Here is a 12,074-nt window from a genome sequence, read left to right as displayed (position 1 = left end):
AATTGTTGAGAAAGTGAGGGAAACCGGTGGAAGTTGCTGTTTTAGCTAGTGGAAGTAATGGAAATTCAATTTATATAGAATACTATGATACTAAGCTTTTAATTGATGCTGGTCTGTCCGGGAAAGCAATTGAGAGGAAAATGGCCAATGTAAATAAAGATCCTAAAGAATTAACGGGTATAATTGTCACCCACGAACATAGAGATCATGTAAAAGGTGTGGGAGTCCTAGCTAGACGTTTTAATATCCCTGTTTATGCAACTAGAGATACTTGGCCATTATTGCCAAGTATAATAGGAACTGTCCCTGAGAAATCTGAGAAAGAACTTCCCAAACAAGGCTTATATATACAAGATCTTTACATTGAACCATTTCCTGTAAGCCATGACGCTGTTGATCCAGTGGGACTGTGTCTTTATACACCTGAGAAAAAGTTAGGTATTGCAACTGATTCAGGGATTTTTACACCACCCATGTTTAAGAAACTTACTAATTGTCATGGATTGATTTTAGAATCAAATCACGATCCAGATTTGTTATCTCGTAGCAGTTACCCCGAATACCTTAAAAAAAGAATTCGTAGCAGGAAGGGTCATATATCTAATAATACTTTGGTTCATTGTTTACCTAATTTAATTAATGAAAATTTACGTTGGTTAATTCTTGGTCATTTAAGTGAGAATAATAATTGTCCTGATCTGGTCAGGAACTTTGTATCAAACTCTTTAAGCAAGATAGGACAGGATATGGGTATTGATGTACCTTTTAAAGTTGCCGAAAGATCTGGCCCCCCTATAACATTCACTCTTTAATTAATAAACCATTTGAAGCTCGTAAAATGGCTGTGCTATAATTTTATCACAGCTATCAAAACTAGAGGGGGTAATAACATGTCTTTTTATAAACGACAAGGACCTAGTTTTGTCTCCATAATTATAGTTGCCTTACTAAGTGCTATCATCGGAGGGGTATTAACTGCTATTATACTTCCTCCTGCCGTTGCAGGTAGATTAGAAACAGAAATGAAAGAATCCCCTCAAAAAGAGGCGGAACAGTCAGAGCCAAATAGCGATGAAGAGGATCACTTATTTTGGGAAGATATTGACCCCGAAGAATATCAAGATACTCCTGTAGTTCGTGCTGCCCAAGAGGTGATGCCAGCAGTGGTTGGTGTCACTAACAGGGCTCAAGCTTGGGATCAAACTATGGATCGAGGTACAGGTTCAGGTGTTGTCATTGAACCTGAAGGTTTAATCGTAACTAATTATCATGTTATTGAAGCTGCTGAAGAAGTGGTCGTCACAATAGAAGAAGGGAAAAGTGCAGAGGCAGAAATAGTTGGTGAAGACCCTGAAACAGATCTGGCAGTTTTAGAAGTTGATCCACAAAACTTTGATAAAGAAGAACTTCATAGTGCAGAATTTGGTGATTCTGATGAGTTAGTTGCCGGTGAGATGACTATTGCCATTGGTAACCCATTGGGATTGGCTTTCCAGCAATCAGTCACTGCTGGAGTGATTAGTGCTACGGATCGGAAAGTAAGAGTTGGTGAAGACTACATTAGCCTAATTCAAACAGATGCAGCTATTAATCCCGGAAATAGTGGAGGCCCCCTGGTAAACGCTTTAGGTGAAGTTATAGGTATAAACAGTGTAAAAATTAGGGATGCTGGAGTAGAAGGTATGGGATTTGCAATACCAAGTAACCGTGTTTCGGAAATAGTTGAGGATTTAATTGAATACGGCTTTGTGGAACGACCTTGGATAGGAATTTACATCCAAGAAATAGACCCCTATATTGCTGAAATATATAATTTACCAGTGAACTACGGTATATTTATCCAGGAAATAGAACCAAACAGCCCTGCTGCTGAAGCCGGTATGCAAAGAGGGGATATTTTAATTGAGTTTGCAGGAGAACAAATAGATAGTCAAGCGAAATTGCGAAATGTTCGTAATGATTATGATGTTGGCGACAATGTAGAAGTGACTGTATTAAGAGAAGGAGAAGAAATTACTTTAGATATGACTTTAGAAGGTGATCCTAGACTAGATCAATAGTAGAAATTGTAATAAATACCGGGCAATTCTTCTGTCCGGTATTTATTTTTATCAAACTCGCATGATGCGTTCAATTGAAAATTCTACAGTACCAATAAATAAATATAACAGCTTTTTTTATTAAAATGGGGGATTGAGGATGAAATTTAGAGTGGTAGCAGTAGGGAAGATTAAGGAAAAATATTTAATCCGAGGTATTGAAGAATATCAAAAACGATTGCGACCGTATACGGGTCTAGAAATAACTGAAGTTAAAGATTCAGTTCTTCCCAATAAATTATATCAAGCAGAAATTGAAAAGGTTTTAATAGAAGAAGAAAACCGAATTAAATCAAAATTGTCCTCAAGGGATTATATTATTGCTTTAGATTCGGAAGGTTCCCAATTCACATCCGAAAATTTTGCTCAACAAATAGAAAACCTAACTCTAGAAGGAATTAACCAATTTACTTTTATCATTGGAGGCACCTTGGGTTTATCGAATTCATTAAAAAAGGAAGCTAATATGCTATTATCTTTTTCTAAGTTTACATTCCCTCATCAGTTAATGAGACTAATTTTGACTGAACAACTTTATCGAGCTATTAAGATAATCCACAATGAACCGTATCATTACTGAAAATTTAATATATACTCAAATAAGGAGGGAAACCCATGTCCGATCAATTAAATAATTATATTTTATTAATTACCGATGAATCTTTTGGTGAATCTGACAGAGAACTTGGAAAAAAATTAATGTCGAGTTATCTTTATACCTTGGAAGAAGGCGATAATGAACATTTACCTACCCACATTCTACTGTTAAATGAAGGGGTTAAACTTGCTACAAAAGAACCTACATTATCATCTCTAAGAGTATTAGAGGAAAAAGGTGTGGAAATAATGGCCTGTGGAATTTGCGTAGAGTATTTTGATTTGGAAGAAGATATTTCAGTAGGACAGATTGGAAATATGTATTTGAATATGGAACTAATGGCTCAGGCAGATAAAGTAATTACAATTGGATGATTAATTATGGCTTGTAAACCTAATCTAATTGCAAGGAGGTGGAAATATAAAAGAGCAAGGAAATTCACAAACTTTACTTGTTTATTATTCCAATGAGGGATCGACTCGGGAGGTTGCTCGAGGGATATCCAAAAGGTTACCCTGTGAGCTTTTGGAATTACAGCCTGTTCAAGATGTTCCTGATAGTAAATTCCTTAAGTATTTGTATGGAGGAAAACAAGTATTTTTGAAAGAAACGCCGAAATTATCAAGTTATGAGATTCAACCGGAAAACTACGATTTATTAATTCTTGGAACTCCAGTATGGGCGGGTTCCTATGCACCAGTGATTCGTTCTTTTATTAGAAACCATTTCTTTCAAAATCAGAAATTTGCCCTATTTTGTACATATAGAGGTCAAGCTATGTCTGCTTTAGATAAGTTAACTGAACTTGTTTCTCATAAAGATAATCAAGTTATTACTCAAATGGATATAAAAGAAGAGATTTTAAAAAAACCTGATCAATTAAATCAAAAAGTTGATGAATTTATAAATATGTTGAATAAATAAAGCCTCCGTTTTTCGGAGGCTTTATTTAATTTATCCACAAGAGTTGTTAACATTTCTGTGGAAAACTTGTTAATTACTTTTGGATAACTAGGAACTTGTGGATATTTTATCTTAAAATTTGTATTATCTATTAAAATCCTTAGAGAAATTTTATAGTATTAACAAGAAATATAACAGCGCTATTTATTGAATAGATGGGTGATTTCATCCCAGGGAAGTGCTTTAACAGTTCGATCTTGATAGGCTGTTATCGAATTACTACAGCTTAATGCATTTAAAACACTTTCCTCTACTGTTTCTACAGCAGCTTGAAAAATATTGTTCATAAGTTGGGGGTGGTCAAGATAACTTGTGGATAAATAATGTTCTCTTTCTTCAGTTATATTTAATTTATTATTGGGAGTATTTTTAGAGAGAAAAGGTGATATATTTACATTTGAAAAAGCTAAAGCAACTTCTCCACTACCATGAGAAGCAAATCCACCAACCTTAGAAAGGCCAAGAGGAGCTCTTTTAGCTATCCTTTTTAGTTGACGGCTATTCAATGGGATATCAGTGGCTAAAATCATTATAATTGAACCACTGGAATCGGAAAGTTCGGGCTTTTCATCTTGATCTGTATTAACAGAATTATTCTGGTTCAAATATTTCCCAACAGGTATGCCTTGAATTTCAAGATTATTCTTACTACCAAAATTAGATAAGACTAAGGTTCCCAGGGTATAACTTCGATTTTCCCAGGAAATTACCCGTGAGCTAGAACCAATCCCTCCCTTAAAACCAAAGGTTATCATACCTGTACCAGCACCTACGCTTCCCTCTTTAACTTTTTTACTGGAAGAATTGTTAATAGCAGAATAAACATGGGACTTTTCTACAGGACGCTTCTGGATGTTATTTAAATATCCATCATTACATTCAAGAATGACCGGATTTATACTATTAATTCGATATTGTTCATTACTTTGATTAACCATATAATCTATCGTAGCATCGGAAACCTTACCTACATTTAAAGTGTTAGTCAGCATAATGGGAGTTTCAATGGTTCCAAGTTCTTGGACTTGCAATAAGCCAGTACATTTTGTAAAACCATTCATAATGTGAGCAGCACCTGTGACTTTTTCTTGAAATAGATCTCCACTATGGGGGAGAATTGCAGTTACACCTGTACACAAATCTTCTTCAAGGATTGTCTCATGTTCTACACAAACTCCAGATACATCTGTAATACAATTTTTAGTACCTGGCATTAGCGAACCAGGGAAAATCCCCCTATCTCTAATTCTTAGAATTTCCATAAAAGTTCCTCCCATCAATTCTATGTTTTCAATTAGAACTTCAACGATATAGATGTTAATCCTTCCTATTAAATTAGTTCTAAATATAACAAAATCCGAGTAAAAAAGTCGGAAATCAAGGGAAATATTTATTTATAGGAGAATAAAAGAGCAATTCAAATAAAATTTAATGTGAGAAACTTTGCGTTAAAACTAATAACCGAGTATGATACAGGGGTGAGAATGATTTTCAATTTCAACACCAAAACCAATAGAAAAGGAGTGTCTTATATGAACAAGCTAGTAGCAAAAATTGAAAAAACTACATTGACTCTACTTATAATAGTACTTTTATCCGGGGTTTTTATGCTGACCGGATGCGGAAGTGGTGGAGAGCAAGCTGATGAATTGGTAGTTTACTCGGCTCGTAATGAAAGATTTGTCAACGAATTACTAGACAAATTCACAGAGGATACGGGAATTGAAGTAAAAGCATTACATGGTGCTGATCCCCAACAAATAGAAGAAGAGGCTAATAACGTTCAGGCGGATATCTTTATTTCAAATGATCTTGGGGCTTTGGGTTACTTGGATGAACAAGGACTATTACAAGGATCTGAACCTGAGGGGATAGAGAGTATTCCTGAAAATTTCAGAGCAGAAAATAACGCTTTTTTTGCTATTTCTTTAAGGTCTCGTGGCTTTATATATAATAAGGATATGATCTCTGAAGAAGATATGCCAAGCAGTGGTGAGGACCTTTTCGACTCTAAATGGGCCGATGTAGAGGGCGGATACGCAATTACTAGAGGCGGTAATGGTGGTATGATCGGACATGTATCAGCGCTTAGACATGAATGGGGAGATGATAAAACCTCTGAATGGATTGCTGCTATTAGAGAACATGCCGGGGGTATATACGAGGGTCATAGTGATGTCCGTAGGGCAGTTGGTGCTGGAGAGCATGCCTTTGGTCTTGTGAACAACTATTATTTTCATCAGCAATTGATGGAACCTCAAGATAACAATGTAGGTTTTATTTATCTAGATCAAGGCCAGGATGAGATGGGGACAGTAGCTAATGCCGCTGGGGTAGGATTAGTCAAAGGAGCTCCTCATCAAGAAAACGCAGAAACATTTTTGGATTGGTTACTTGAAGAGGAAAACCAAGCTAAATTTGTAGGAGAGTCATTGGAACTGTTAATTAATTCGGAATATGGAGATAAAGTTGAATATCCATCAGAAGTGGAACCACATATTGTGGATACCGATGAATTGAAAATTCAGGAAATGCCTGTTAAAGAGTTGGGAAATTACTATCAAGATACAACAGAGCTAATTGAAGAATCAGGATTAGATCTGGAATTAAGATAAGCTAAAGGTCAAGTGTAAAATGGTGATAATTGGGGGGTGATTCAATTGAGTAAACAAAACAATAAAAAAATAACTAAGATAATACAGTATAAATGGTTTGAATTATGGAGGGGTAACCCTCCCGGGATGCCGCTACTTAGTTTGGCCATTTGTATAGCTCTGATTATGATAGTTCCCATTCTTTATGTTATTTGGCAGTCTTTATCTGCTGGAGCCAACAGCTGGATGCGTTTATTAGATGATAGAATCCCCCAATTATTATGGAATACTGTTTCCCTAACTGTTGCGGTCACTGTATCTGCCACGGTGATGGGTCTTTCCCTGGCTTGGTTAGTTGTCCGGACGGATATACCTGGGAGGAATTTTTGGAGATGGCTGTTGGCTCTTCCCTTAGTAATACCTCCCTATGTAGGAGCTGTAACTTTCATTATAGTACTGGGACCTAGTGGCTGGTTACAGGAGTTTTGGTCAAACACACGGCTGTTAAGCTTTCTATTTGGAGAATATCCTGTAAATATATATTCTTTTTTGGGAGTGTTTTTAGTTCTGACTTTGTTCACCTATCCCTATGTATTTTTAATAATCAGTGCCTCTCTACGAAAAATGAATTGTAATTACGAAGAAGCAGCACGGGCTCAAGGCATGGGAACACTTGAAATATTTCGTAAAGTAAATTTACCAATGCTGCGCCCTGCTATTGGTGCAGCCGGTATTTTGGTATCATTGTATGTACTTTCTGATTTCGGGGCCGTATCAATGCTTAGATATGTAACCTTTACCGCTGCTATCTATTTCCAAAGAGCGGGTTTTGACACAGCTTCTGCCTCAGTGCTTAGTCTAGTGCTCATCCTGCTAACAGCAATTATAATTTGGATAGAATCACGTACTCGCCGGAAAAACAAATACTATCAAACATCAAATAGCTTTAGGGCACCTGCTATTTTAAAGCTGGGTAAATGGAAACCTCTAGCTTTAATTTTTGTAGCCTTGATCTTTGCTTTATCGGTATTAATACCAATTAGTGTTTTGATTTATTGGTCAAGTATAGGTATTTCCATGGGTGCCTTAAGTGTAGATTATTTGGAATATGCATTCAACAGCCTGTTAGTTTCTGGAATTGCAGCTTTAATTTGTATGGTATTTACCATGCCAGTGATTTATTTGAAATCCAGATACCCTTCCATAGTTTCAACTGTTATATCCAATATTAGCTATTCAGGTTATGCTCTACCGGGTGTTATTGTAGCTTTGGGATTTGTGTTTATCTTTAATAATCACATTCCTTGGTTATATGGTACTTTTTATATGATAGCGTTAGCTTTAGTAGTACGCTTTCTTCCACAAGCCTTACAGGCGGGAGATGCGGCTTTGAGTTTTATTTCACCAAGAATTGATGAAGCTGCTCGTAGTTTGGGATATCCTCCATGGAAAGTAATGTTTAAAGTGGTTCTTCCTAACATGCTGCCAGGGATTCTATCTGGTGGTGCCTTGGTTTTTGTTAGTTCTCTAAAAGAGCTACCGGCTAGCTTAATGTTAAGGCCACCTGGTTTTGATACTCTGGCCGTTCGCATTTATTCAGATGCTCATGATGGGATTTACCATATGGCAGCCCCCGGGGCATTACTGATTATTTTAGTGTCACTTATTCCTTTAAAATACATGTTAAACAAATACTAGGAGGTGAGGAGATGCAGGAGAAGTTTACTATCAAGTTAGACCAGGTAAGTAAAACTTATGTTGGATCATTTGAACCAGCTGTTAACAATATTAGTTTGGCCGTTGAAAAAGGTTCAATAATTACATTACTAGGTCCAAGCGGTTGTGGCAAATCAACCACTCTTAGATTGATAGCAGGTTTTGAATGTCCTGATAATGGTGTAATAACTTTGGGAGATCAAGTAGTAAGTGATAATAATTATTGGGTTCCACCTGAAAGACGAGGTGTGGGGATGGTTTTTCAAGACTATGCTTTATTTCCTCATCTTAATGTATTTGATAATATAGGTTTTGGCTATAAAGCTAAGGATCGACTTAGCAGAATCAGAGAAGTTATTAATTTAGTTGGTTTACAGGGTTTCGAAAATCGTTATCCCCACGAATTATCTGGTGGACAACAACAAAGGGTAGCACTGGCTAGGGCTTTAGCTCCCCGGCCAGTAGTAGTTTTACTAGATGAACCTTTTAGTAATTTGGACGCAGATATGCGTGCAAATATGAGGAATGAAGTCAAGAAAATTATAAAGGAGGCACAAGCAACGGCGATTTTTGTATCCCATGATCAGCTTGATGCCTTTGCAATCTCTGATGAAATTATAGTGATGAATAAGGGGACTATCCAGCAAAGAGGCACTCCAAGAGAAATTTATCAGTTTCCAGAGAACAAATTTGTTGCCGAATTTGTTGGGCAAACCAATATCTTAAAAGGAAAGATAGCAGAAGATGGACTGTTTGTTGAGACTGAACTTGGGCAAATTCCATATCCTCATAAATATAATTTGAATTTAGATGGAGAAGTTTATATTTCTATTAGACCTGAAAGTTTAGAACTAGATGATAATGGTCCTTTTGAAGGAATATTGAAGGAATCAATCTATAGAGGAGAAACTATCGATGCTCTGGTAGAGGTTCAGTTTACAAACGGCAAAAAGGAACTATTAATGCATATTCATCCAGAAAAGGTTGTAAATATTGGAGAACAGGTTAGGTTTAAAATTTTACAGGATTTTGTAGCTATAATCTGTAATAATCAACAAAGCATAAATGAGTGTTAATAAAAACAGCCTCTCATCATTTGGATGAAAGGCTGTTTTTTAATGCTTGCTGAACAAAACTATTAAATAAAGGATGTGGAGCTCCTGGTCTTGATTTAAATTCTGGATGGAATTGAGTGGCTACAAACCATGGATGATCTTCTAACTCCACAATTTCAACAAGACGATCATCAGGTGAAACCCCTGAGACAACTAGGCCATTGTTCGTAAGCTGTTCTTTGTAATCATTATTAAATTCGTATCTATGCCTATGTCGTTCCTGGACGATATCCTGTTGATAGGCTTCATAGGCACGAGTTCCCTCAATTAACTTGCATGGATAAGCACCTAGACGCATAGTTCCCCCTAGATCTTTTACCTCCTTTTGTTCGGGGAGCAGATCAATTACAGGATATGGTGTTTCTGGATGAAACTCCGAACTGTAAGCCCCATTTAAACCAGCAACTTCGTGAGCAAAATCAATTACAGAACAATGCATACCAAGACAAATTCCTAAAAATGGAATATTGTTTTTCCTGGCATATTGAGCTGCCATTATTTTTCCTCCAATTCCTCTATCTCCGAAACCACCTGGGACTAAAATACCGTCAACTCCTTGAAATGCTGTTTCAACTGAACCGTTTTTCTCTAATTCCTCAGAGTTAATCCATTTGACTTTAACTTTGGAATCGTAATTAAAACCAGCGTGGTCCAAAGCCTCTGTTACGCTAATATAGGCATCCTGTAGAGAAACGTATTTTCCTACTAACCCGATAGTTATTTCCTGAGATAAATTCTTTATCTGGTCAACAAGTTGCTTCCATCTTTCCAACTCCAAGCTACCTGAATTTAAATTTAACCTATCTGCTATTAGTCCATCTACCCGCTGTTCATTCAGGGCCATAGGTACTTCATAAATATTTTCTACATCTAAATTTTCAATGACTGCATTTACATCAATATCACAAAATAATGCTAGTTTTTCTTTGATTTCTTGGGACAGTTCGTAATGAGTTCGACAAATTACCATATCGGGTTGAATACCTAGGCTTCTGAGTTCTTTTACACTGTGTTGAGTAGGTTTAGTTTTTAATTCCCCGGATTTTTCCAAATAAGGGACTAGGGTAACGTGAATATACATGACGGAATCACGACCGATATCACTTCTCATTTGCCTAATAGCCTCTAAAAAGGGTAGACTTTCAATATCCCCCACAGTTCCACCTATTTCAGCTATTACCACATCTGCATCGTTATCTTTACTGGCCTGGTAAATGCGAGATTTAATCTCATCGGTTATATGGGGGATTACTTGCACAGTTTTTCCTAAATACTCACCTTTTCTTTCTTTACTGAGTACTGACCAGTAGATTTTCCCAGTGGTTATATTGTTGATTCTACTTAGGTTTTCATCAATAAATCGCTCATAATGACCCAGGTCTAGGTCGGTTTCGGCACCGTCCTCGGTCACAAAAACTTCACCGTGTTGGTATGGGCTCATTGTGCCAGGATCAATATTAATATAAGGATCAAACTTTTGGATAGTGACATTTAAGCCACGATTTTTTAGTAAGCGACCGATTGAAGCTGCTGAGATTCCTTTTCCCAGGGATGATGCTACGCCTCCGGTTACGAAAATGTATTTACTCATTCTGGCACCCTCCTGTATAGTATTCCACGACTTGCACTCATGTCTTATATTATCTAATACTAACACTGGATTTGCAACCGGTTAAATTATGATTTTAAATTTATTTTTTTCGACGTTGTCTTCGTGCTAAATTTCTAGGTTCTAAGCTGATTTCTTTATCCTCCATTAGAGCTGTCACTCCTGTGGCTGTATTATCAGATAACTGACAATCGTTGCAGCTTTGTTTGCCACACCCTCTGCTCTTATCTTGTGGTTCTGAGTACTTGGCTATTACACCTTCATAATTTCTTAGAATAACACTTTCAGGAGATTGAGAAATTAAATATTGGGGCATTACAGGGATCTTTCCACCGCCTCCTGGGGCATCTACCACATAGGTTGGCACGGCAAAGCCACTAGTATGCCCTCTTAGATGTTCCACAATTTCAAGACCTGCCGATACGGAAGTTCTAAAGTGTTCAATACCTTGAGATAGATCACACTGATAAATGTAATAAGGTCGAACTCTATGCTTAACTAACTCGTGAACTAAATTTTTCATAGTTCCGGGACAATCGTTGATTCCTTTTAACAACACAGACTGATTACCTAAAGGTATACCAGCATCCGCTAATTTTGCCAGGGCTTTTTGCGCTTCTGAGGTTAATTCTTTAGGGTGATTGTAATGGGTATTAAGCCAAACAGGATGATATTTTTTCAATATTGAAACCAGATCATCCGTGATTCTCTGAGGAAGTACTACAGGAGCGCGAGTGCCAATCCTAATTATCTCTACGTGCTCAATTTTATATAATTGGTCCAGGATATATTCTAGCCTTTCATCTGAAATTATTAAACCATCTCCACCGGAAATTAGTACATCCCTCACACGAGGGGTGTTTTTAATGTATTCAATAGCATTATCAACTACTTCTTTAGGAGCAGCTTTATCTGTGGTACCGGCTATTCTTCTTCTGGTGCAGTGACGACAGTACATGGAGCATTGATCGGTTACCAGAAACAATACCCGATCTGGATATCGGTGAGTAATACCTTCTACGGGAGAGTCAGTATCTTCACTCAAAGGATCTTCCAGGTCAGAATCACCAAAATTCAACTCCAGGGAGCTTGGAACTGCCTGGCGTCTAATGGGGCAGCTAGGATCATCCTTATCCATTAAAGATGCATAATAAGGGGTGATGGCCATTCTTAAAGTTTTTAAAGCTTGCTGGATTCCTTCTTCCTCTTTGTCAGTTAAGTTAATAATCTCTTTTAGTGATTCTAAATCAGTGATCCTGTTTTTTAACTGCCAGTTCCAATCTTGCCAATCCTGAGTACTTACATGGCTAAATAACGGATTAAATTCAGTCATCAAAACCCGCCTCCTTTAATTTTTATTTGTGTTTTTATTGAATTTTT

Annotated in this window: 11 protein-coding genes; 8 read left to right on the top strand and 3 right to left on the bottom strand. The window is 37.0% G+C overall.

What is annotated here, in order from left to right; genetic code table 11:
• Positions 1–26: 26 nt before the first annotated feature.
• The 5 genes from NTHER_RS14610 to NTHER_RS14590 all read left to right on the top strand — a co-directional run bounded on the left by NTHER_RS14610 (position 27) and on the right by NTHER_RS14590 (position 3,621).
• Complete coding sequence (locus tag NTHER_RS14610) at positions 27–812, top strand: MBL fold metallo-hydrolase (RefSeq protein ID WP_012449275.1); 786 nt, start codon at positions 27–29, stop codon at positions 810–812.
• Positions 813–890: 78 nt separating this feature from the next.
• Positions 891–2,060 (top strand): S1C family serine protease, encoded by a 1,170-nt coding sequence (locus tag NTHER_RS14605; protein WP_012449274.1) that lies wholly within the window; start codon positions 891–893, stop codon positions 2,058–2,060.
• 139 nt (positions 2,061–2,199) lie between these two features.
• On the top strand, positions 2,200–2,679 hold the full coding sequence (rlmH, locus tag NTHER_RS14600; protein WP_012449273.1) for a 23S rRNA (pseudouridine(1915)-N(3))-methyltransferase RlmH: 480 nt from the start codon (positions 2,200–2,202) through the stop codon (positions 2,677–2,679).
• A gap of 35 nt (positions 2,680–2,714) precedes the next feature.
• Positions 2,715–3,071 carry a sulfurtransferase-like selenium metabolism protein YedF gene (gene yedF, locus NTHER_RS14595; protein WP_012449272.1) on the top strand — a complete coding sequence of 119 codons (357 nt, stop codon included), beginning with the start codon at positions 2,715–2,717 and terminating at the stop codon, positions 3,069–3,071.
• A gap of 28 nt (positions 3,072–3,099) precedes the next feature.
• Positions 3,100–3,621, top strand: a complete 522-nt coding sequence (locus NTHER_RS14590; RefSeq protein ID WP_012449271.1) for a flavodoxin family protein — start codon at positions 3,100–3,102, stop codon at positions 3,619–3,621.
• 179 nt (positions 3,622–3,800) lie between these two features.
• Here the strand turns inward: NTHER_RS14590 and NTHER_RS14585 are convergent, their stop codons facing one another.
• A complete protein-coding gene (locus NTHER_RS14585; RefSeq protein ID WP_012449270.1) occupies positions 3,801–4,922 on the bottom strand; it encodes a P1 family peptidase in 1,122 nt (373 codons plus the stop codon).
• Between the two features lie 270 nt (positions 4,923–5,192).
• Here NTHER_RS14585 and NTHER_RS14580 point away from each other — a divergent pair, with 270 nt between their 5' ends.
• Genes NTHER_RS14580 through NTHER_RS14570 form a run of 3 tightly spaced genes read left to right on the top strand, consistent with a single transcriptional unit; the run spans position 5,193 to position 9,046 of the window.
• A complete protein-coding gene (locus tag NTHER_RS14580; RefSeq protein ID WP_012449269.1) occupies positions 5,193–6,275 on the top strand; it encodes an extracellular solute-binding protein in 1,083 nt (360 codons plus the stop codon).
• Between the two features lie 45 nt (positions 6,276–6,320).
• Complete coding sequence (locus NTHER_RS14575) at positions 6,321–7,952, top strand: ABC transporter permease (protein ID WP_012449268.1); 1,632 nt, start codon at positions 6,321–6,323, stop codon at positions 7,950–7,952.
• Between the two features lie 11 nt (positions 7,953–7,963).
• On the top strand, positions 7,964–9,046 hold the full coding sequence (locus NTHER_RS14570) for an ABC transporter ATP-binding protein (RefSeq protein ID WP_012449267.1): 1,083 nt from the start codon (positions 7,964–7,966) through the stop codon (positions 9,044–9,046).
• Between the two features lie 16 nt (positions 9,047–9,062).
• Here the strand turns inward: NTHER_RS14570 and NTHER_RS14565 are convergent, their stop codons facing one another.
• Complete coding sequence (locus NTHER_RS14565) at positions 9,063–10,676, bottom strand: CTP synthase (RefSeq protein ID WP_012449266.1); 1,614 nt, start codon at positions 10,674–10,676, stop codon at positions 9,063–9,065.
• A 100-nt stretch (positions 10,677–10,776) separates the two neighbouring features.
• Entirely contained in the window at positions 10,777–12,027 is a 1,251-nt protein-coding gene (kamA, locus tag NTHER_RS14560) for a lysine 2,3-aminomutase (protein WP_012449265.1), read from the bottom strand.
• Positions 12,028–12,074: the final 47 nt, after the last annotated feature.

This window comes from Natranaerobius thermophilus JW/NM-WN-LF, assembly GCF_000020005.1.
GTDB classification, from domain to species: Bacteria; Bacillota; Natranaerobiia; order Natranaerobiales; family Natranaerobiaceae; genus Natranaerobius; species Natranaerobius thermophilus.
The sequence above is the reverse complement of the archived record's forward strand: the minus strand, read 5'-3'. Positions and strand labels throughout refer to the sequence as shown.